Origin of the sequence: Rhodothermus profundi (assembly GCF_900142415.1) — a bacterium.
Lineage (GTDB): Bacteria > Bacteroidota > Rhodothermia > Rhodothermales > Rhodothermaceae > Rhodothermus > Rhodothermus profundi.
Genome location: NZ_FRAU01000007.1, coordinates 46,039 through 69,080 on the forward strand (window position 1 = coordinate 46,039; position 23,042 = coordinate 69,080).

The 23,042-nt window shown below is 60.2% G+C and carries 14 protein-coding genes; 6 read left to right on the top strand and 8 right to left on the bottom strand.

Translation table 11 applies throughout. The features are described 5' to 3' along the window. Window positions 1-384 (bottom strand): Co2+/Mg2+ efflux protein ApaG, encoded by a 384-nt coding sequence (apaG, locus tag BUA15_RS10425; protein WP_072715939.1) that lies wholly within the window; start codon window positions 382-384, stop codon window positions 1-3. 144 nt (window positions 385-528) lie between these two features. Here apaG and BUA15_RS10430 point away from each other — a divergent pair, with 144 nt between their 5' ends. The 5 genes from BUA15_RS10430 (at window position 529) to BUA15_RS10450 (ending at window position 6,847) form a co-directional block, all read left to right on the top strand. Continuing rightward, a complete protein-coding gene (locus BUA15_RS10430) occupies window positions 529-2,391 on the top strand; it encodes a 2-oxoacid:acceptor oxidoreductase subunit alpha (RefSeq protein ID WP_072715940.1) in 1,863 nt (620 codons plus the stop codon). Window positions 2,392-2,532: 141 nt separating this feature from the next. Beyond that, a complete protein-coding gene (locus BUA15_RS10435; RefSeq protein ID WP_072716049.1) occupies window positions 2,533-3,591 on the top strand; it encodes a 2-oxoacid:ferredoxin oxidoreductase subunit beta in 1,059 nt (352 codons plus the stop codon). Next, on the top strand, window positions 3,588-4,730 hold the full coding sequence (locus BUA15_RS10440) for a PA0069 family radical SAM protein (protein ID WP_072715941.1): 1,143 nt from the start codon (window positions 3,588-3,590) through the stop codon (window positions 4,728-4,730). Before BUA15_RS10435 ends, BUA15_RS10440 begins: the two co-directional genes overlap by 4 nt. Window positions 4,731-4,946: 216 nt before the next feature. Beyond that, window positions 4,947-5,378, top strand: coding sequence for a DoxX family protein (locus BUA15_RS10445; RefSeq protein ID WP_072715942.1), 432 nt, complete (start codon window positions 4,947-4,949; stop codon window positions 5,376-5,378). A 182-nt stretch (window positions 5,379-5,560) separates the two neighbouring features. Further along, the gene (locus tag BUA15_RS10450) at window positions 5,561-6,847 is read left to right on the top strand and encodes a dipeptidase (RefSeq protein ID WP_072715943.1); all 1,287 of its coding nucleotides are present in this window, start codon (window positions 5,561-5,563) and stop codon (window positions 6,845-6,847) included. Here the strand turns inward: BUA15_RS10450 and BUA15_RS10455 are convergent. The 7 genes from BUA15_RS10455 to BUA15_RS10485 all read right to left on the bottom strand — a co-directional run bounded on the left by BUA15_RS10455 (window position 6,819) and on the right by BUA15_RS10485 (window position 19,401). Then, a complete protein-coding gene (locus tag BUA15_RS10455; RefSeq protein ID WP_072715944.1) occupies window positions 6,819-8,000 on the bottom strand; it encodes an endonuclease/exonuclease/phosphatase family protein in 1,182 nt (393 codons plus the stop codon). The two genes, BUA15_RS10450 and BUA15_RS10455, sit on opposite strands and share 29 nt — an antisense overlap. After that, window positions 7,997-9,265 (bottom strand): NHL repeat-containing protein, encoded by a 1,269-nt coding sequence (locus BUA15_RS10460; protein ID WP_084660580.1) that lies wholly within the window; start codon window positions 9,263-9,265, stop codon window positions 7,997-7,999. The genes BUA15_RS10455 and BUA15_RS10460 overlap by 4 nt, the downstream gene beginning before the upstream one ends. Next, window positions 9,262-10,329 (bottom strand): PorV/PorQ family protein, encoded by a 1,068-nt coding sequence (locus tag BUA15_RS10465; RefSeq protein WP_072715946.1) that lies wholly within the window; start codon window positions 10,327-10,329, stop codon window positions 9,262-9,264. Before BUA15_RS10465 ends, BUA15_RS10460 begins: the two co-directional genes overlap by 4 nt. A gap of 4 nt (window positions 10,330-10,333) precedes the next feature. Then, window positions 10,334-13,252, bottom strand: a complete 2,919-nt coding sequence (locus tag BUA15_RS10470; RefSeq protein ID WP_072715947.1) for a TonB-dependent receptor — start codon at window positions 13,250-13,252, stop codon at window positions 10,334-10,336. Beyond that, window positions 13,249-14,865, bottom strand: a complete 1,617-nt coding sequence (locus tag BUA15_RS10475; protein ID WP_178139412.1) for a hypothetical protein — start codon at window positions 14,863-14,865, stop codon at window positions 13,249-13,251. Before BUA15_RS10475 ends, BUA15_RS10470 begins: the two co-directional genes overlap by 4 nt. A 68-nt stretch (window positions 14,866-14,933) precedes the next feature. Continuing rightward, a complete protein-coding gene (locus BUA15_RS10480; RefSeq protein WP_072715949.1) occupies window positions 14,934-17,126 on the bottom strand; it encodes a T9SS type A sorting domain-containing protein in 2,193 nt (730 codons plus the stop codon). A gap of 31 nt (window positions 17,127-17,157) precedes the next feature. Continuing rightward, window positions 17,158-19,401 (bottom strand): hypothetical protein, encoded by a 2,244-nt coding sequence (locus BUA15_RS10485; RefSeq protein WP_072715950.1) that lies wholly within the window; start codon window positions 19,399-19,401, stop codon window positions 17,158-17,160. Window positions 19,402-19,587: 186 nt separating this feature from the next. On the opposite strand from BUA15_RS10485, the gene BUA15_RS10490 reads away from it, so the two are divergent. After that, window positions 19,588-22,950, top strand: a complete 3,363-nt coding sequence (locus BUA15_RS10490) for a TonB-dependent receptor (protein ID WP_072715951.1) — start codon at window positions 19,588-19,590, stop codon at window positions 22,948-22,950. The last annotated feature ends 92 nt before the right edge of the window (window positions 22,951-23,042 follow it).

A 23,042-nucleotide genomic window follows, 5' to 3' on the forward strand; every position in this document is an offset into this window, starting at 1 on the left:
TCAGTTGGCCGCCACACGCAGATCAAAGCGCGGGATCGTAACCCGGAAGCGGCGTCCGTCGGGCCACCGCATCAGGTAATGCCCCTCCATAGTGCCACTGAGTGACGAGAGAATGCAGTAGCTGCTGTAGATGTGCGCGTGGCCAGGCTTGATGACAGGCTGCTGGCCGATTACCCCTGCCCCTTCCACTTCGCGCACCAGGCCGCCCGCTTCTTCAATGCGCCAGTAGCGCCGCAAAAGCTGTACGGGCTCGTCTGTATGGTTCTCAATGCTGATGAAATAGGCAAAAACGAACCGCTTCTCAAAGAAATCGGATGGTTCGTCCAGATAGACCGGCCGTACGGTGACCGTTACCCCCCGCGTCGTTGCTGCGTAAGGAACCATGTCTTCCCCCCGCACCCTATTTGAATCATGTAAAGCAAGGTTAGCCGTTGAACTCCCCGCATCTTTTTGCGTTGCATCTTTTTGCGAAATATCGGACGTTCTTCAGAAGATAGACCTCATTGATTCGCGCTCGTTTCTCTGATTATGGCCGTCTTTGAAAAACCCGTGGAGGTCCTCCCTGAGGCGACCGTGCTCTTTGCCGGCGACTCAGGAGACGGCATGCAGCTAACCGGGATGCAGTTTGCCCGGGCTACGGCCCTGGCCCGTAACGATCTGGCTACGCTTCCCGACTTCCCTGCCGAAATCCGTGCACCGGCCGGTACCACGTACGGAGTCAGTGGCTATCAGCTCCACTTTGGTTCGGTTCCCATACGCACGCCGGGAGACGCTGTTGACATGCTGGTGGCCATGAACCCGGCGGCACTGAAAGTTCATCTGCCGCGCGTGCGCCGGGGCGGGACCCTGCTCATCAACGTAAACGCCTTTGATCGACGTGGGCTGGAGCTGGCCCGGTATGAGACCAATCCGCTGGAAGATGGCTCGCTGGAAGGGTACCAGGTGATTCCCATCGAACTGACGCGCCTGACGCGTGAAGCGCTGGCCGACAGCGGGTTGGATAAAAAGGAGATCGACCGCTGCAAGAACATGTTTGCGCTGGGGCTGGTGCTCTGGCTTTACTCCCGCCCGCTGGGGCCGGTCGAGCAATGGCTGGCCCAGAAGTTTGCCAACCGACCGGCTATTCGGGATGCCAACCTGAAAGTGCTGCACAAAGGCTACCACTACGGCGAAACGCACGAGCTGTTTGCCGTCCGCTACGAAGTGCGGCCAGCGCGCCTGCCCCCCGGTCTGTACCGGGCCATCCGTGGCGTCGAAGCGTTGGCGCTGGGCCTGATCGCTGCCAGCCACCAGAGTGGCCTGCCATTGTTTTACGGCTCCTATCCGATCACGCCTGCGTCGGACCTGCTGCATGAGCTGAGCCGTCACAAGAACTTCGGGGTAATGACCTTCCAGGCCGAAGATGAGATTGCTGCTGTGGGCGCCGCTCTGGGAGCTAGCTTCGGAGGAGCCTTAGGGGTAACGGCCACCAGTGGCCCGGGACTGGCGCTCAAGGCAGAAACGCTTGGCCTGGCAGTAATGACAGAGCTGCCGCTGGTCGTAATCGACCTGCAACGCGGGGGTCCTTCCACAGGCCTGCCAACCAAGACCGAGCAGAGCGATCTGCTTTTTGCCCTCTACGGTCGCCATGGCGAAGCTCCACTACCTGTGCTGGCGGCCAGCTCACCGGGCGATTGCTTCTACGCCGCCTACGAAGCCTGCCGCATCGCCGTTCGCTACATGACCCCGGTAATTCTGCTGGCCGACGGCTACCTGGCCAACGGAGCGGAACCCTGGCGCGTGCCTGACGTGGCCTCGCTGCCCTCCTTTGAAGTGCGCTTTGCTACGGAGCCTAACTTCCACCAGAACGGCGACGCACGCTTTCTGCCCTATCTGCGAGACCCTGAGACGCTGGCGCGGTCATGGGCGCGTCCGGGCACGCCCGGGCTGGAACACCGCATCGGCGGTCTTGAAAAAGAGGATGAAACAGGCAATGTCTCTTACGATCCCCTCAATCATCAACGCATGGTAAAGCTGCGGGCCGCCAAGGTAGCTCGCGTTGCTCGCGAAATCCCCCCCACAGAAATCTTTGGCGATCCAGAAGGGGATGTGCTGCTTATCGGGTGGGGTTCGACGCGCGGCGCCATTGAAGCGGCTGTCGAACACCTGCGCCGTCGCGGACTGCGCGTCGGAAGCGTGCACTTGCGCTACCTGAACCCGCTTCCCCCTGACCTGCCCGAAATTTTCGACCGCTACCACCATCTGGTGGTGCCGGAGCTAAATAATGGGCAACTGGTGCGCGTGCTACGCGACGTGCATCTGCGCCCCTTCGTGCCGCTTAACAAAATCCAGGGTCTTCCTTTCCAGGCCCGGGAAATTGAAGCGTTCGTCACCGACCTGGTGCAGGCCTAAACAATAAGCCCTGATATTGCTGCTATGTCCGACCACAAGCGTCCGGAAGAAAATACCCCGCGGGGAACGCGTCCAGCGATGCCGCCAAGTGCAAAGCCGGCCATGCCGCCTCGGGCACGTCCGGCCTCAGCTCGACCAGCCATGCCGCCGACTGCCCGCCCGACAGGCGACGGCAAGCCACGCCTGACGCGCAAGGACTTCGCTTCAGACCAGGACGTGCGCTGGTGCCCGGGATGCGGCGACTACGCTATTCTGGCTACTGTCCAACGCCTGCTACCTGATCTAAACGTGCCACGCGAAAACATCGTGTTCATTAGTGGCATCGGCTGTTCCAGCCGCTTCCCCTACTACATGAACACCTACGGTATGCATTCCATTCACGGCCGAGCACCGGCCATCGCCACTGGCCTGAAAGCCAGCCGGCCTGAGCTGGACGTATGGATCATCACAGGCGACGGCGATGCCCTCTCCATCGGAGGAAACCATCTGATTCACATCCTCCGACGCAACCTGAACGTGCAAATTCTGCTGTTCAACAATCAGATTTATGGCCTGACGAAAGGTCAATACAGCCCTACTTCAGAGGAGGGCAAAGTTACCAAAAGCTCGCCTTATGGTTCTATCGATCATCCCTTCAATCCCGTAGCCCTGGCGCTAGGCGCGGATGCCACGTTTGTGGCCCGCTCCATGGACCGCGACACCAAACACCTTCAGGCCATCCTGCGCCGCGCCCATGATCATCGCGGGGCCGCCTTTGTCGAAATCTACCAGAACTGCAATATCTTCAATGACGGGGCCTTCTTCCAGTTTACCGAGCGCGACACCAAACCCCATCGCGCTCTGTTTCTGGAGCATGGCCAGCCACTCATCTTCGACGAAGGTCGCAAGGGCATCCGGCTCGATGGCTTTCAGCCAGAGGTGATCGACCTGACCGACGATCGCTGGTCGGTGAATGATTGTCTCGTCTATGACGAAACCAACCGCGAACTGGCCCACATCATGGCCCGAATCTTCTTCCGGCCCGATCTGCCCCAACCTTTCGGCGTCTTTTACCGAGAGGAGCGTCCTACCTACGAAGACCTGCTTCACCAGCAGATCAAGGAGGTTACTGCGCGCAAAGGGAAAGGCGACCTTCAGGCCCTGCTTCAAAGCGGCGACACCTGGGTCATTGAGCCTGAACCGGCTGAAGAATCTGCGTGAAACAGCCACAGGTCTCTCAGCAAAATGAGCCGGAAGCGCCGCGTCTAGCTCCCCGGGGACGGGGCGCCGCCTTTAATCCGTCCGGTCGCTTTGAGCCGCGCCATCTGATCCCCGATCCGGAGGCGCTTGCCCGGGAACCGGCTCCTTACCGACTGCCCACTACCATCGTAGAAGAACACGCGCGCTCGGCACTGGCCCGCAACAACAGCCCGGACATTCCCTTCACGTTTAGCCTGAATCCCTATCGGGGCTGCGAACATGGCTGCGCCTACTGCTACGCCCGCCCCTACCATGAATACCTGGGATTCTCGGCCGGACTGGACTTTGAAACAAAAATTGTGGTCAAACGCAACATCGCCCACCTGCTGGAACAAACGCTCCGGCGCCCTTCCTGGAAACCGCAGCCTATTGCGCTTTCTGGCGCGACCGATCCCTATCAGCCTCTGGAGCGTCAGTTGCAGCTAACCCGTGCCTGCCTGGAAGTTCTGCTGCGCTACCGCAATCCGGTGGTCATCGTGACCAAAAACGCGCTCATCCGGCGCGACCTGGACCTGCTTACCGAGATGGCCCGCCGGGAACTGGTGTTCGTATGGATCTCGGTCACCAGCCTGCAAGAAGAGATCACTGCCTGCTTAGAGCCTCGGACAGCCCGTCCTGCGCTTCGCCTGCGCACCATCGAAACGCTGAGCCAGGCAGGCATACCTGTCGGCGTGCTGGCAGCCCCTGTAATTCCGGGCTTGACCGATGAGGAACTGCCTGCGATCTTGAAAGCAGCTACGCACGCAGGTGCCCGATGGGCAGGCTACACCGTGCTCCGTCTTCCCGGTGCCGTACGCACCATCTTTCTGGATGCGCTTCAGCGCCACTTCCCGAATCGGTACAACCGGGTTATCCGGCGCCTTAAGGCCATACGAGGCCCCTCGCTTAACGACACAGCGCCAGGTCGTCGCCTGCATGGAGCCGGCAAAGAAGCGGAACTGCTGGCGCAGCTCTTTATGCTGAGCTGTCGGCGCCTGGGCCTTAATCACACGCCTCCTGTCTTACGCACCGACCACTTCTGCCGCCCGGGAAACCAACGCTCGCTTTTTGAACAAACAGACGGACGACCTTCTGCTCCGTACCATCCTGATTCGCTTTGACGTAGCCGCGCTGCAACCCCCTCTGGATTTTCGCTCCTGCCCCTTCCCGAGCGCCCTGCCCGTCTGCCTCATCTGATCCTTACCAGCACACCAGAACGTAGCGATGCCATCTGTTTTATAGCCCGTGCTGTTCATGCCTTCTGACCTGGATTTGCTTGTCTTTTAGCAAACCTTCTTCTATTTTTTCCGCCGCTGTTGTATCTAAGGAAGAGATCTATGCTGCAAGATCCGGCACAGCGTCGTGACCTAGGCCTGCTAATCCTGCGAATCGGACTGGGCCTGACGTTCGTGTTCATCCACGGAGGGCCTAAGCTGATAGGAGGACCAGAGCGATGGGCCCGCGTGGGCCGCGCCATGGAAGTATTCGGGATCGACTTTGCCCCGACGTTCTGGGGCCTGATCGCTGCCCTCTCGGAGTTCGTGGGAGGCGGACTGTTGCTCATGCTGGGGCTGTTCTTCCCCTGGGCGCTGGTGCCTCCGGCGCTCACGCTACTGGTTGCCGCTCTGGGGCACATGACCGGACTGATCTCTGGCACTCCCTGGTATGCCCTGGAAATGTTGGTCGTGTTCGTTGGACTGATGCTGACCGGCCCAGGCCGCTACAGCCTCGACGCACGCCTTCGACGATCAACGGAAACGGCACCATAGCGCTGCAGCTTACCGGATGATGCTGAACGCTCTCTGAAACGTGTTTCTTCCTTGCTGCTTCTCTCGAAAGGGACCAGCGGACACAGCCCGGTGGCGGGCCGTAGCCTGCTTATGCTTCCTCGACGGCCGGATCGACGGGCAGGCACCCGACGTACAGGCTGCAGCGTAGGAACCTGCCGCTGATGATGCGCTGCGCATCCCTGCTGATGCTCCTCGTGCTGGCCTGCCGGGCGCAAACGCCTGCCTTGCCCCGGCTCCCCGCCGACACGCTGCGAGCTGAAGACGGCGGTGCGGTGGCTCTGCCCCCTGCTCGCTACCACGCCCTGGTACGTCTGGACTCCCTGTGGGCCCGGGTGCTTCCTCTTCATTACCGCACGTTGATTTTCGATGGCCACGTCGACACGCCGACGCGCATGCGGCAGGGCTTCGACTTTGGCCGCCGCCACCGCCGCGCCGATGGGCACGTGGACCTGCCTCGCATGTTTGAGGGTGGCCTGGATGCGGCCTTCTTTTCGATTTACGTGCCCGCTGCCTATGGGGAAGGTGCCGCCGCCGTCCGCTATGCCCGTCGCCTGATTGCCGAAGTGCGCCGCCAGGTGGCCGCGCATGCCGACCGCGTCGCCCTCGCCTATACTGCCGCCGACGTGCTGCGTCTTACGCGAAGCGGTCGCAAAGCCATCCTGCTGGGCCTTGAAGGTGGCCACGCCCTGGCAGGCTCTGTAGATACGCTCCGCGCCCTCTATGAAGCCGGCATCCGCTACGTCACGCTCACCCATGTCAACACGAACAGCCTGGCCGACGCCTCGCAGGATCGCCCAAAGTGGAACGGCCTGAGCGAAAAGGGACGCCAGATCGTCCGCGAAATGAACCGCCTGGGCCTGCTCATTGACCTGTCCCACACTTCCGACGCCACGTTTTTCGACGTGCTGGACCTTACGGAAGCGCCGGTCATCCTTTCCCATTCTTCCATGCGGGCCCTGGTACCTGCCGTGCGGAACGTCAGCGATGAAATGCTTCGGGCGCTGGCCCGCAACGGCGGCGTCGTGCTCATCAATTTCTTCGACGCCCTGGTCAACCCCCACCTGACGGCCGACGTCTATGCCGAAGCCGAGCGCCGCACCGGAGGCAATCTGCGCCAGCTCTGGAATGCCGTCTATGCGATCCGACGCGAGCGAGGCCTGCCGGGCGCCACACTCGAAGACGTACTCGACCACATCGACCACGCGGTGCAGGTGGCCGGCATCGACCACGTGGGCCTGGGCTCAGACTTCGATGGGGTATTCGACCTGCCTGACGGACTGGAAGACGTAACGCGCCTGCCCTGGATCACGTACGGCCTTTACCGCCGCGGCTATACGGAAGCGGAGATCCAGAAAATCCTGGGCGGCAACCTGCTGCGCGTGCTGGCCGAAGTCGAACGCGTTGCCGCGCGCCTGCAAGCTATGGAAGCCGGATCAGGCGCCGACTGACGCGCTGCCCCGCCGTCTCCACTTCAACCCAGTACATCCCGGCCGCCAGTCCGCTCAGCTCCATCTCGAATCGCTGCGGCCCGGTGCCCGCGGGTCGCTTCCACCGGCGCACCAGCCGTCCAAGCACGTCCCATATCCGGATCGTGGCCGGTGCGCCGCGTCCGTTCCAGATCAGCGTAGCCCGGTCTCGCACCGGATGGGGATAGAGCTGGAGCGCAGCCGGCTGTGCGCTTCGGACTTCCACCGCTGTCGTTCCACCAAAGCGAAAGCGTGCGTAGACCGGCAGATGATCGGAGGTGGAAAACACAAATCCGGGAATGGCCTCCAGCAAGGCCGAAAAGCGCGCCGCCGAACCTTCCTCATAGGCATCGAACAGCTCGTCGGTGATCAGGATGTGGTCGATGGTGGAGCCCGTCCAACAGGTCAGGTTGTTGCCACACCAGGTGGGCACGTCGGCTGCATCGAGCGTTTCGGTGAGGAAGCGATAATGGTCGGCGTCGGCGCGGAACGCTTCGTAGGGTGAGGGAAGGCCGGTGATAATAGAGCCGTGCAATTCATCGTTCCAGTCGCCCAGCACCACAATGGGACGGTTTCCATAGAGCAGGTCGAGCTGGCTTTTAAGCCGTTGTGCGGCATCCCGGCGTCGGTTGTAGTCCGACAGATCGCGTCCTGCCTTCATGTGCAGCGTGATGAAGGTGATGATGACGGCCGTGTCGGGCAACTGCACCGTGGCTTCCAGGAGCAGCGGCGGCCGGTAGGCAAACGCCTTGGCAAAATCCGTCAGGATCTGCCGGACGCGGCGGAGCTGCACTACGTTGCGGTGGTAAACAAATGCGATCCGTTGCGTTACACCTGGCGCCGCGGTTTCAGCCAGCACGCCCTCGTAGTCGCTGCCCAGGCTGTCGAGTAGCGCCTGAAAGGCGGCCGGATCACTTACCTCCTGCAGGGCCCACAGGTCAATACCGCTCTGCGCAATGACGGCGCAAACGTTCGCCTGCTGGCGCGCCTCATCTGCTGGGCCATGATCAGGATCCCCGAACCATTCGACGTTCCAGGTGGCCACCTCCAGCGTCGTGGCCGTCCCGACCGATGGAATTTGCGCCCATGCCGAAACAGCCCAGCCGAGCAGCAGGACGCATGCGCAGCGTTTCATTCGAAGTCGGTGTTGAGCCGAAAGCGAGCGATGCGGTTGTTGCCGGTATCGGCCACGTATACGATGCGTCGATCGTAGGCCACGCCCTGGGGATTGTTGAACTGACGGGAGCCATCGCCCCGTCCTCCGAACGATACGACTACCGGCTTCGTGCTGGCTGCCCCGGCCGGCGGGGCGACCCCTTCGACGCCTGCGGCGGTGAACACAAACAGGCTGTCCTTACAGGCATCCAGCACAAACAGGTAGTTGGTGCCATCGGCCGCAAAGGCCAGGTCCGATGGGCAGGCAAACTTGAAGTCCTCATACAGAAAGCCGTCGCCCCGGGTGGTGTCGCCCACCACCTGGATTTTGTCGGCATCGGGCCGGTATTCGATGCCATCCGGTGTTTCGACGGCGCGGATTGAGAGCACGGCGTAGCGCAGCCGTTCTCCCTCAGGGGGCGTCTGCGCGATGTAAAAGTCCCGGGTGAACGGGAACGTGGTGCGCTGGGGAGGATGGACGAACGTCAGCACGTCGGAAGGATTGATGGCGCTCCGCAGACTGGGCTGACGCGGATTGAGCGTCACGAGGGCCTGCGTGTTGATGCCGTCTGGCGTGAATTCCAGGATCGTGTTGTGCGGCAGAATCACCGACGCCGGATCGTTGACCGGTCCGCGCCGGGCCACGTAGATCGAATTGTCGGCCAGCACGGCTACCCCAGTAAATTCGACCTGTTCATCCGTAGGAATGGGATCCGGTCGGTTCAGCTTCCGGGAGCGGTCATCAAACGGATGCCAGATGATGTCTACCAGCCGGGGGTTCCCGGTTGGGATGCCTGCGTAGTGCAGCACGACCGGCAGGTTCCAGGTGCGGCCGCCGATGGTGGTGTCGCGCCGGGCGGTCACGTACACGTGCAGGCGCCGGTCCTGAATGACCGAGGTTGCGCCTCCCGGAATCGGAATGAACGCAGCGGGTCGGCCGGCCTGGTCCAGCACGTGGAGGCCCCGGGCGTCCACCACGTAAATAAACGTGTCGAAGCCCACGTACACGTCGCGCGGGGCTTCCAGTGGCGCGCCGTCCCCGCCCAGCGTGTAAAACGGGAAGAGCGGCACGTACTCCACTTCGCGCAGCAGGCCGGGCTCGGTGCGGCCCACGCGAAAAATTTCCTCCGTGGTTGGATCCTGTTTGCTCCCTAGCAACGCATCGCACCCGACAAGCAGCAATCCCACCCCGAGAAGGAGTGGCGCTACGTTAGCGAACAACGTGCGGTATCCCGGCATGCTCATAACTCCAGGTTAAGCCCCACGCGGTGCACTGTACCGAGCCGTTCCAGATGTTGAAAGCCATAATCGAAGCGCGCCCGCAGACCCGTCACCAGTTCGGGCAGCCAGAACCCCACCCCCAGCGATGGCGTGCGAAATTCTTCAACACCAAATCGATAGCCTATTCGTACCATCAAAGTGTGATTCCAGGCATACTCAGCGCCCACGTTGAAGCTTTCGGCGTTGTCGTTCGGATTGGTAAGCTGGCCCAGCAGCACCAATCGATGTTGTGGATGATTCCGCAGCAAGGTGTAGCTGACGCCCAGTAAAAAGGTGGTGGGCGGCGTAATCGTTTCGAACTCCGTTTCGATCAACACTCCCCGTTTAGGCGTGGTGGCAATGGTCTTTGCATCCGCAGGGGCTTTGGCAACAGCGCTGGTTCGGTCGATTACCGGCCGCGCCAGCCGCCCTCGGGGACGTCCATCAAACCCAAAGTGTCGGATCGCGACCGCCATCTGCACGCCTGTATCGCCCACCCGATAGAAAATGCCCAGGTCAAACACCAGGGTCTGGGTTACCAGTTCGGCCACACTCTCGCGCACGTAGCGGGCCGTTATGCCATAGCTGAACAGATCGGTGAGCGGCTGCGCCACGCTCACTCCCAGCGCCAGGTCGCGGAAACGAAACGTCTCGCCGGTACCATACGGCTCAAATTCAGTTGTTACCGGCATCTCGCCCGAGTCGAGCGTTTGCAGGCTCAGTCCCAGGGTTACCCCTCCCCAACCGAGCGGGTAGATTAATGACAGGTAGTCGAGCCGAATGTCTACAAAGTAGGCTGTGTGCCCAACACCTACCTGCACGTTTTCGAGCTGAGCCGCCAGCGCCGGGTTCCAGAACAGTGCAGACGCATCGAATGCCCCGGCCGCCACGGTCTCGCCCAGCGCAGCCGAGCGGGCGTCCACGGCAATCTTCAAAAACTGGAAGCCTGACGTGCCGGCCCGATCCCGTCCATAGGAGGGCATGAGTTGGGCTCGGGCTTCTCCGAGCCCGCCAAACAACAGGGCCAGCACCAGATAAATCCGTGTCATCGGCTCAGAACACATACGAAATACCAAACATCACATGACGCGGCGGCAGGAAACGCGCCGGATTGAACGGAGGCAACCCGCTCGTGGTCGGGTCCTCGTACCGAGGGTCCCGCACATTGATGGGGACATCGAAGTCTCGGTTGCCCCGTAACTTCGTAAAGTCGGTTTTTCGGGGATCGACGTCAGGGTAGGCCTTTCCGGTTACCGGATTGATAATCACGCTATTTTTCTGGTTAAACAGATTAGTAATTTCGACCGAAAGCTCCAGGTCATTGCCGCCCAGTTGGATGCGGCGTCGCAGCACCAGATCGAACCACCACCAGGGCGCTCCGATGCGGCTGTAGCGAGCGGCCGGATCCGAGACGATCTCATAGATCGGGCGCCAGTTTGGCTCGCCCGTAAACGGATTCGTCTGGTAGCCTTTGAATTCGGCCGGGGTGTAGCGCTGGCCACTGCGGAAGGTGGTAGAAAGAAACAGTTGCAGCCGGTTCAGTCCGGGGAGCCCCAGCAGCGGTCTGGGGCGGTCGTACGTAAGCGTAACGCTTGCTTTCAGGTCGAGCGGTCGGTCCCAGGCCAGTGGTGTTTCAAAGGTATTTTCGATGTCGCCCCGGGCCAGGAATTGGACCAGCGCATCGTTGTTGGTCGAGCTCAGCCCGGTAGCGCGGGAAAACGAGCCGGCCAGTTGTCCCAGGAACCAGTTGCCGATGCGCTTTAGATAGCTGAGCTCCAGGCCGCGCACGCGGGCAAAATCCCCGTTGATGCGGAAGGCCCGCACGGTTTCGCGGCCGGTCGGATCTCGAATGATTACATTTTCAATGGTGATAAAATCGAATTTGTCTCGCCAGAAGGCCGTTACGCTCAGCACATCGTTGCTGGTGACCTGGTAGCGGAGGCCCAGTTCGTAGGAGATATCTACCTCTGGGTTTAGATTTGGATTGCCCAGATCGGCAAAGAACGAACGGTCCTGGTAGAACGGGTCCAGGCCCGCATAGACAAAAGTGGGATGGGGCAGTCGGGTTGAGCGTCCGTAGTTAAAAAAGAGCACCTGGTTTTCGCGAATGGGGAACGACACGCGCAGGCGAGGCAGCAGGAAAAACTTGGTGCGGAGTCCAAAGAACGGTACGGTATCCTCCTTGTAGGCCTGGCGTACCGTTTCCAGGATAGGAGCGCGCGGGTCGTCAACGAGCCGGTCTACGTACCGGCCGGGCGACCACCATTCGAGCCGGAGCCCGGCGTTCAGGATGAGGCCTCGGTAGCGCACCTGGCCTGTGGTAAAGAGGGCGCCCCGGCGTGGTTTGACGCGCCAGATGTCGGCGCTCTCGCCCAGACGTCCGGTAGCCTCAGCTTCTTCCGAGCCAATGGGTGCTCCCACCCAGGGTCGAATGATGTCGATCCACTGGTAGTCGTTGAATTTTAGCTCCAGGCCGGCATTCAGCCGCCGGTTGCGATCTGTCGAGAACAGGGTGTAGGTAGCCAGTAGCGTCCACTCTTCGGCAAAGTGGTCGTGGAAGCGCGTAGCGATGCCGCCGTTGTTGAAGAGTCCGGGGCCGGGCAGAACGAACAGGGCATTCGGGTCGAAGGGCTGGCCATTTTCGTCCACAAAGATGGTGGCCGGATAGGTAACGATGCTTCGCGGATCCAGCTCGGTGGTGACGGCGCGGGGCCGCCAGCGGCGTCCGTTTGCATCGGCCCGCAGCCGCGTAAAGAGGCGGCTGACCTGGATTTCGTAAAAGGAGCGTTCGTTGATTACATGCGAGGCCTTCACATAGGCCAACACATTGTCATGCGCAAACGTGTTAGCATTTTCCGGCTGCAGGATAAAAGCATACTGAAAGCCCGGGGCTACCACCGCTTCGTTGCCTGTTACCTGCAACATGCGCGTGTTCTGGTTGACGGTCAGCGAGCGTTGATAGGCAGCCTGCAATTTCAGTCCGGGCCAGGGCGTGTAGGTCAGCTTCAAAAAGCCGTTCCAGCGGTTGCCTGTGCGCGGCAGCAGGAAGTTCCACTTGACCAGAGAGGAACGGATAGAGTCCGGATCTGACACCTGGCGGGTAAACCCATCGGAAAGTTGAACCTGGCCGGCGACAAAAAAGCGCAGCCGACTGGTGCCGAGCGGTCCGCCTAGCGTTAGCTCGTAGATATCTTCGCGGAAATTACTATCCCAGTTTTCGTTTAGCCGGCCAAAGTTGTCTCGCTTGTGCGTGAAGCTCCCGGAAAGGCGCTCGCCCCCTTCGCGGGTTCGAATGGAGACGACGCCCGAGGTGACATCGCCGTAGCGGGCATCCAGTCCGCCTGTGATGACCTCCACCTCCTGGAAGGCATTTGTGCCCAGATCGAGCCCGAAGCCGGTGCCAGCCAGTGGATCACGGGCTGAGACGCCATCCACGTAATAGCCTGTCTCATAGGCGCGGCCTCCGCGAATGTACAGACCGGTCGGGTCCTGCAACACACCGGCTTGCTGGCCTACTACTTCCTGGACGGAACGCAATGGCGCGGCTTCGATCTGCTCGCGCGAAACGATATAAGCACTCGATGATTGCTCGACATCTACCAGAGGGCGCTCTCCCACGATAACCACTTCCTCACCCACTACGACCTGTTCCCGCAGCGTGATGTCCAGCATGGTCGTCTCCCCATCTCGCACGCGCACACCGGTAAAGAGCTTTGTCTCGAAGCCCACATAGGAGACGCGCACCGAGTATTCGCCGGGGCGCAGCCCGTCAATTCGAAAACGTCCTTCCAGATCCGTGGCTGCGCCGAACGCAGTGCCCACTACGATCACGTTCACACCGGGCAGCGGCTCGCCATACTCGTCACGCACAGTACCCGCAATGCTACCCTGCGCCCGGGCCAGCTCCATGCTGCTTGCCCAGACGACAAGCAACAGCAAAGCTGTCCTGAATCCTGAAACGCTCCGATTCATCGCTCTGGGAAACCAAGGCTCCGCAGCAACAACATAATGGCCTGGCGGCCAGCATCTGGATCGCCGTCGGCTCCGATCAGCACCGGCTCTCCCGTGAGCTCGTTCACCAGCGGCAGCCCAAAAAGGGCTACGCGAGCATCGGCACTGATGGATGCAACGGTACGGGGATGGGGCCAGCGCCCACGACGGCCTCTGCGACTTAGATACTGATAGTCGGCTTCATACAGGGGAACGATTGTTGCACCTTCTGCAAAGTAGGGCAGCTCGTTGATAAAAAACCGATTGCTTTGCAGCGGAGGCAGTACGGTTGATACGCCTGGAGGAGTATTTACCGGCGTAATAGCAGCTCCACTGGCCAGCTCCAACCGTCGCACTGTGTCGGGCAGTACAAGCAGGTCGCTGAGCGGCAACAGTAAGATAGCCGGATTGCCCAGGTTTGCTGCAGGATCACGCGGCTGGGTTACGGGGCTATGCACCAGGATGCGCCCGCCCTGCTCGAAGAACAGATCCATTACTGCCGCCGCGTACGGCAGATTGTTACCTACAATGCTATTGACCGTCGCCGTTGATACCCAGTAGATGTAGTCCCAGAGCGCCAGCGTCTGGCGCAGTGTTGGATCAGGCACCGGTGGCAACGCGTCCGAACGGGGCGTATTGCCGGCTGATCCGGTCACGTACGGCTGCGACAGATCCCACTCATCAATGGGCATTCCGGGCGGCAGAAAGTCGCGCAAAATTGCCCGATGATAGGCCATTACAACGGTCCCGGTAGCCTTTCGGTAATCGTTGACCAGCAGCACCCGGCTCCGGGGTTTTTTGACAAACCAGGTATACCGGGCCAGTGCGCTGCTTGTATCAGCCAGGTCAACAGCCCGTACGTAGAAAGTATTTTCGGCATCCAGCCGAAGCCCCGGCACTTCGATAGTTGTCGACCGGAAGGCGCGGCCCGTATAGACCCGGGCCGTCGCTTCGGTCTGCGTGGGATTGTCCCGGTCAACGTTCGCCACAAAGGTTACAAAATCGACGTCGGGCGGCAGGGCCACGAACTGCGTTGAATCGTTGAAGCTGACTTCAATGCGCGCCAGATTGACAGCTCCGTCTGGATCTTCGGCCTGCCAGCTAAAGGAAAAGATCGGAAACGTAGTGTCAGGCGGCAGTTCAAAACTGATCAGGCGGATCTCCGGCGGAGAATTGCGAATCGGGAAAACCGTACGCGCAGGGGTAGGATCGGCCAGCCCTTCGTTATCGATAGCCCGCACTTCGAACACCACGTTAGCCGTAGCGCGGCCCGGCGGAATGGGCAACAGAATGAGCGAATCGTTGCGGACCGTTCGGACCCACAAGGCCTCGGTTGGCACGGCAGCCGCATCATAATAGCGGAATTCGTAGGCCGCTACATAGCCATCTGGATCGTCGCCCGTCCAGGATACGTAGACCGTGCTAACAAGCCGCTCTTCGTCTGCCAGGTTATCGACGAGGGAGCTGTCGCGCACGCTCAGGTAGGTCTCGGGGGGCAGGTTGGGCAGCGGCTCTCCGGTAAATCCGGCATCGCAACCGGTCATCACCCCGCCGAGCAGGATACTCACTACCAGTGTTCGCAAAAGGGACGTCACGGCCTCCTGCACCATAATCTGTCGGGTGGGCAGCGGCTCTAAGAGCCGCTGCCCACCCGGCCAACCCATTACTTCATACGGACGATCATGCGCGTCGCCGTACCCGCCTCTGTGGTCAGGCGCACCACATAAAGCCCGTTCGACAGATGCCGGCCGTCTAGCTTCACCTCATGCATGCCGGCTGGCTGCACGCCGTCGACCACTACGGCCACCCGGCGGCCCAGCAGGTCAAACACCTCCAGCCGGACGGGTCCGGTCTGGGGCAGCGTGTAACGCAGCGTGGTAACGTCGGCAAAGGGGTTGGGATAGTTCGGTGCCAGCGCAAAGGTGGCCGGTAGCGCCTCGCCCGGATCTACATCCGTGATGGTGCCAATATCCGTGGCCGGATCTTCGGGCACGAGCTTGTACTCGCCGAACGAGTACCACCAGATCCCCTGGATGAACGCGAGCTGGTCGCCAGCCTGAAAGGTGCTTGCCGCAAAGTCTCTGGGAATAGCTGCCGAGCGGTCGTCGGCCTTTACCTTGTTTTCTGCGGTTCCATCTGAGGAAAAAGACCACTCTCCATAGCCTTCATCCGGATTAATAATGGTAACGTTCTCAAAGCGCACAAGCATTCCTTCATGCGCTTCGGCTATGGCTGGATCGACCAGATCGTTTGTGGTCATTAGCTTGTAGCCCAGAAAATCACCCGTGCTTGTTTTCGTAAAGACCACACTGTCCAGCTCGGTTACCCCGAACCGCTCCCGGATATGGGCCCGGGTGATGTGCAGCCGGTCACCCCGCTGCAGCGTATCCCGGACCGTCGAGGGCAGGTTCAGCAGAATCCCCGACCACGGTCCCAGATTCGCATCGTCCTGCACGGCTACCATCCCCGAAATAGCCGGCTGACTTTGCACGACAACGTTCAGGTTCATGTCCGTCGTAACCCCGACAAACGGACTGCCTCCCGGCCCACCGGTAGGCGTTTCCTGGACGTGAGCTACCTGCGTGATTCCATTGTAGAGGACGCGGTAGTACTGATCGTCTGAGCGCACGCGCGCCCCTGTATTGTCCTCCGCCTCTATCCAATAGACCACAAAATCTCCATCTGGCGCTGCCGGAATGTCGGCCTGATAAAGCGCCAGCGTGCCCTGTCCTGTCTTCGCAGCGGCCGGAGCAGCCTGGACGATCTGGGTGTCGGGTTGCGAACTGGTATAGTAGTGCAGCTCTACTTTTGCAAGCTGTCGGTTCGGGTCAGGCGTCACATTAAAGGTAACGGTTACCGGTGCATTGCCCGGGACAAAGGTAGGACGGCTGACGTCGGAAATGGCTGGTGGCGACTCAAGCACTTCCAGGTCGGTATCTTCAAAAGGTGCCAGTTTCAGCATGGCACCGGGCGGAACCGCTCCCAGATCAAACGCTTCGAACGTACCCCGGAAGACCACAAAGCCCTGCACGTTGATCAGCGCCCCGGGCGGTGGTGGCCGGAACGGATCGCCGGGATCCCGGCGGTTGTATTCGGCGGGATAGCCAGCACGGTCGTTCCGGAAGCGCAGTGAGATGTCGTCCGCCTGCACAAAAGTCTGACCGTTGTCGCTCGAAAATAGCCAGTTGGGCCGTCCCTGGTCCGCCAGCGTGCTGCGCAGGATGGTAGCGCTTTCGATTCGGACGTACTGGTTATTCAGCCGGGCGAAATTATCCCAGTTCACCTGCACTTTGCCGGTGGCCATGTTCATATTCAAATCGGCTGTAGTAACCACCACCGGATCGAGCAGGCTGTCGGGCAACCCCAGCGTAGTGTAGTGCCCTTTGAACTCAATGCTGATAGGCGTCAACTGAATCGTATGGCCAAAGTAGGTCACCACCGCCGTGAAGGTGGCCACGTCCCCTTTGGTCAGGTTCTTCAGCCCTGTCGTTTCGTAGGAGCCGTCCACAATCTGGATGGTCATGCCATCTTTGCCCTGGGAGATGGCAGCCGTGTCGCGCACGAACACATGCAGGCGCGAAGGCACATTATCCTGGTTTAGACTGGCCAGCCCCGAGTTAAGCGGGTCGCTCATGACCACGCCTGTGAACCGTACTGTATCGCCGGTCAGTGGCGAGCGAATCAAGCTTTGAATGCGGCTGATATCAAGGTTGGCGCCTAACTGCTTGAGCAGGGCCAGACTGTCGGGGTGAATCTGGTTAATCTCCCGCACGGTTACGTCTTTGATTTGAGCACGAGCTGGCAGCATCAGCCCGATGCCCAGCATCAGCAGCATGAATGTAGCAATGCGTTGCATGGCAGTCGGGGTTTTGGTGGTGGTTAGGGGGTTATTTAAGGATCACAAACTTTCCACGCTGGATTTCACCGGTCTCCAGGTCCTTTACGGTAAAGAGATAGAGGCCGGCTGCTAGCTCCAGACCATTCTCAGAAAGCAGATCCCAGGCATGCTCGCCTCCACTGAACTGGCGGCCGGGACCGCTGAAGTCATTGAACCATCGGATATCTCCGCGGTAGGTGGCGGCGTCGTGGTAGAGCGTTTTGACAATCTCGCCGGCCAGCGTATAGATGCGGATTTCGCATCGGGGGGGCAGGTTGTAGAAGTAGAGCTTGCGCGTTCGGCTCGTTCCGCCATCCCAGGCCGCTCCAGCCCGATAGGGATTGGGATAGACGCCCACGGGTCCACGCCGGGTAGGAATCGTCCCCGGAAAGACCCGGACGGCACCAGCGGTTCGCGACGATTCGAGAGGTTCCAGACCGGCGTCTGGATCTCCTTCGTCGAAGGCAGTCACGATAAACAGGTATTGCCAGCCCGCTTTGAGATCCGGCATTTCGAAGCGATACCAGTACTGCGTCGTATCGTCTGGGAACGTAACGGGCTCTGAGAGTCGAATAGCGGCAAAGCCATTGTTGAAGCCGGTTCGATTTCCGGGTTTGTCATACTGCGCAATCAGGACGGCGCGATCCAGCAGATTGCCCTGCAGATCATCACCGGGATTTGTACGATAGATGCGATAGCCTTCGAAGTCTCGTCGTCCGGTTACCGGATCGACAGCGGCCTCAGCGCTTCGGTCCCAGTAGAGCACCACGCCGGTGCGCGTGCGGCCGGTCTCCGGATCGGTGTCGGTGGTAAATTCGACGCGCACGCGCGGGGGTGGGGGTGGTTCAGGGATGAGGTAGCGATCGAGCCGGCCGTTGCCGTTGACATCTTCGCCCGGATCCAGGCGTCCGTTATAGTTCAGGTCTTCGCCAGCATAGGTTCGGCGGGCCCAGAACAAGTTCTTGCGCAGCAGCCTGCGGCTTTCCGCGTTGTCGACGGGCCGTCCGGCCAGTCCCTGATAGGCTTCGGGTTTGAGCGCCCCGACAAAGGCAAACGTCACGCGCAGCGTGTCGCCCGGTAGCACGCGCCGGAAGGGCCCGATAGGCGTCAGGCCGATCCAGTTGCCCTGGGAGCGCTGGCCGGCGGTCCGCAGCTCTTCCCGCCATGTACGAAGCGCTTCCAGATAATCCGGATCCTGACAGGCCAGATCCTGCACGCCCTGGCATCCTGGATAGTCAGCCGGATTGGGATAGGGCGTGCCCATGCGCTGGTAGCGCGTGCGGTCGTCGCCTGGCCGCGAGCGTTCGTCGGTTCCTCCGCTAAACAGCCACCAGCGAGGATTCACGATAGGCGGCGTGTAGCCATCCCGCACATACTCCTCCGCCACGTTCGGATGGAAAAAGCGGTACTGCCCCGTGCGAGGATCCCGCCACTCAGCTCCCAGAAACGCAATAGCCCCATAGGTATTGATCGACTCCTCCGTTCCTCCCGCATTGAAGGCATAGGTAGCATGCAGGCTGTCGATAAACCCGACCCCATTTTTGTTGAAGAAAGCGCTTCCCTGGTCCTGCGTCGTGTTCACATTACGCACCACAAGATCATGATAAAGCCCTACGTAGACGCTGTCCCAGGGCTGATCGCTGATATTGATAATGTCAAAGTTAATAATAACAAAGCTTTCGGTAAAGGGAAAATTCCAGGCGTAGCTGGTCTGGATAATTTTGGCGCCGAGCTGACCGGCCGGATCCGGCATCGGGATAAGGGTACCCGGCAGGAAACGGGCTGTGTCGGTATATGCCGTTAAAAAGTCCTGATGACTAACGGCCGCGCGCGTAAAAACCGGCGAGGTAGGGAGCGTGGAGCGCTCAATAATCGGCTCAAGGGGGGCCAGCTCATACCCTGCCGCGCCGGGTCGATAGCCACCTGCTGCAGTGACGGCCCCGGTACGTACCGTAATAATGCCGTCGCTCCGGATTGCCCCGATCCAGAGCCCTGCCTCAAACAGATGCTCAACACCCGAGTCGAGCGGATACTCGAACGAAGGCGGGCCGGCCGGATTGTTACGCACATTGGCTCGCCCCACAAACCCCGCATTCGTAATGGTCAGCCCCACATTGCCAATATTCACCACCGCCTCCTCAAACCCCTGCGCGCGCGCAACCTCTCCCATCCCTCCTCCGAATCCCACCAGAAATCCGCCCAGCACTCCTAAACCAAACTGTAAACACCACCGGGCTAGCTGCACACCCCTCATACTCGCTAAAAACCTTGCGCGTCTTGGCTTTATCCCCTACTTATTAGGACAAGTATACACGGTAGGCCTCAAGAATACAAGTCGTCTGCTGGTTAGAATACCCCAAGACTTCATTGCCGGCTTCAGAGAGCGTACCTTAATTTATTGGCGGAATTGAACTTTCGTTCACCTACCTGCAAGGCGATCATGCGACGCTATCTTTTGCTTGGATTGCTCTTTTTGGTGGCTGGAGTCGCATACGGGCAGGGAGTAACCACATCTGCCCTGCGGGGCGTGGTGCGCGACGAGCAGGGCGAGCCGCTACCAGGAGCCAACGTAGTAGCCACCCACATGCCCTCGGGCACCCAGTATGGCACCGCCACCAATGTAGATGGGGTCTTTTTCATCCCCAACATGCGCGTGGGCGGCCCCTACCAGGTACGCATCACTTTTGTGGGCTACCAGCCGTACGTGCGCGAAAACATTATGCTACGACTGGGTGAAACCTTCGTGCTGAACGTGCGGCTGGAACCTCAGGTGGCGGAACTGGAAGCCGTGGAGGTTGTGGCCGCTGCCGGTGTGTTTGACGCCACGCGAACAGGCGTGGGAGTCAACCTGGACGAAACCCGCATCAATACAGCGCCTACCGTCGGACGCGATCTGGCCGACTTTGTGCGGCTGGTGCCGCAAGCATATGTCGAAAACGACGACGATGACGGTCCGGCCATTTCTATTGCCGGCCAGAACAACCGCTATAACGCTATCTTTATCGACGGCGCCGTAAACAACGACGTGTTTGGTCTGTCGGCGCAGGGCACCAACGGCGGGCAGACCGGCGCTACGCCCATCAGTCTGGACGCCATCGAGCAGTTCCAGATCAACATCTCTCCCTATGACGTGACGCAGAGTGGGTTCACCGGTGGCGCCATCAATGCAGTAACCCGCAGTGGCACCAACCGGTATGAGGGCTCCGTCTACTATTTCCTGCGCAACGAAATGCTGGCAGGCCTGACTCCCAAACCCCTGCCGGGCCAGCGCCGCGAGCGGCTGCCTGACTTTATCAATCAGCGCTACGGATTCCGACTGGGCGGTCCCATCCTGCGCAATAAGCTGTTCTTTTTCGTCAATGCCGAGCTGCTTCGCTCCGAGACGCCGCAACCCTACGTGCCCGGTGAATACCTCGGGGAATCGGCTCACCGGTTGGATGAAATCCGCACGGTGCTCCGCGAAGAACTGGGATATGACCCGGGAACGTACGGCACCAAGGCAGCTACGCTCGACGACAATAAGTTGCTCGTGCGCCTGGACTGGAACATCAATCCGCAACACAAGCTGAGCGCCCGTCTGAGCTATTCGGCCTCGGACAACCGTGACGAATTCGACAGTGGTCCCTTCCAGATCGTCTTCCTGGACCGCACCGAGGTGTTCCCCAACCGCACGCTCTTTACCACGGTCGAACTCAACAGCGTGCTGGGCACCTCCTATGCCAATAAGCTGATTGTGGGCTACACCCGGGTCCGGGACGACCGCGACATCGACCGTCAGCCGTTTCCCACAGTCAATATTGAGGACGGGCAGGGCGATATTCTGCTGGGCCCCGAACCGTTCTCAACCGCCAACATGCTCAACCAGGACATCTTCACCATCACGAACAACTTTAACTGGTTCAAAGGCCGCCACACGTTCACCCTGGGAGCCCATTTTGAATACTACAACATCGCGAACCTCTTTATTCCCTTCAACTTTGGCTGGTACTTTTACGACAGCGTCGACGACTTTCTGCAATCTGTCTGCGCTGCCAGCGCTCGCGACGGTCAGGTCGTTACGCCCACCTGTCAGGCATATGGACTTGACGTAGAACCGGCCAGTGCCTTTTTCCAGCGGGGATTCTCGCTGGTGGGCAGCGACATCGGGGACGAAGCCGACAACATCGGTGCCTTTAAGGCCTTCCAGATCGGCTTCTACGTACAGGATGAGTACCAGGTAAACGACCGGCTGCGCGTTACGGCGGGCCTGCGGTTCGATATCCCGAAAATCACAACGCGGCCGCGGTATGCGCCGGACGTGTTTGACACCACAATCCCGGCCGTCTCGCAGTACTACGACCTGGAAGGCGCCCGGCCTGGCCAGACCCCACGAGCCCTGCTGTACATTTCCCCCCGCATCGGGTTTAACTACGACCTGTCTTCCAATGGCCGGCGTGCCCAGCTTCGCGGTGGAGCTGGCATCTTCCTGGGCCGCGTACCCTTCGTCTGGCCGGGCGGCATGTTCCTCAACAACGGGGTCAACACGGGCTTCATCTTCCGAGGCGGCCCGGTTGAGTTCCGCCCCGACCCTCGCAACGCCCTCAGTCCGGTGGACTTTGGCATCTCACCCGATGCCCTGATACCCAGCGGCCGGCTGGAGATCTTCGCCCGGAATTTCCGCTACCCACGGGTCTTCCGCACCAGTCTGGGCCTGGACTATGAGCTGCCTTACGGCATCATTGCCACCATCGAAGGGCAGTTTACCAAGACGCTCAACAATATTCTGGTCAAAAACATCAACCTGAAGCCCCAGAACGCCCAACTCTCCGGCCCGGACAACCGCCCGATCTACGCCTACGGCTTCGACCGGCGCGGCCGCGTCGACCGCCGGGCCAGTCTGATTGACAGCCGCTACTCGTCCATCATGCTGGCCACCAACACATCCAAGGGATACACTTACGACTTTACCATTCAGCTCCAGAAAGAATTCGGGCGCACGCTCTATGCCAGCCTGTCTTACACCTATGGCGATGCGTTCGCTGTTAACGACGGCACCTCCTCCCAGATCGTGTCGCTCTGGCGCTATAACGAACATGTCCGCGGCGCCAACAACATCGGCCTGGCCCGCTCTGACTTCTCCATTGGCCACCGTATCCTGGGGCAACTGACCTACCGGCGCACTTTCTTTAACCGGCTGGCCACCACCATTACGCTGTTCTACACGGGAGAATCCGGCCGGCCGTTTTCCTATACCATCGGCCGAAGCCGCTACATGATCGGCGAAGGTCCAGAGTCGCGGGACGTTGCCCTGTTCTATGTACCGCGGAACGCTAACGAGCTGGTCTTCAAGCCCTACACCAGCGGCGGCCGCACCATCACGCCCGAAGAACAGGCCGCAGCCCTGGAGGCCTTTATCGAAGGCAACCCCTACCTGCGCAAACGCCGCGGCAAGTATGCCGAACGAAACGGCGACCGCACGCCCTTTGAATCTGTACTCGACCTGAAGATCGCCCAGGAGGTCTTTACCAACATCGGCGGACGCCGCCACAAGGTGGAACTCACCCTGGACATCTTCAACTTTACCAACCTGCTGGGCGAGCTCTTTGGCGCCGAATGGGGCATTCGGTATAACCGCCCCTTCCAGTATGCCGTGGTGCAGTTCGAAGAATTCCGGGATCCTGAAAACGGGGACCTTACGCCAGTCTACACCTTCCGATTGCTGGATATCAAGAGCAAGCAGGATATCTTCGATCGACTGGTCAAAGACTTTGGCACCTATAGCTCCCGCTGGCAGATGCAGTTAGGCCTGCGGTATACCTTCTGACTTGGCCAGCACTCGCAAGCAGAAAGCCCCGCCAGTGGCGGGGCTTTCTTTTTGGGTGTCCCTGATCAACTTCGACCGCGCCCAGCGGTAGG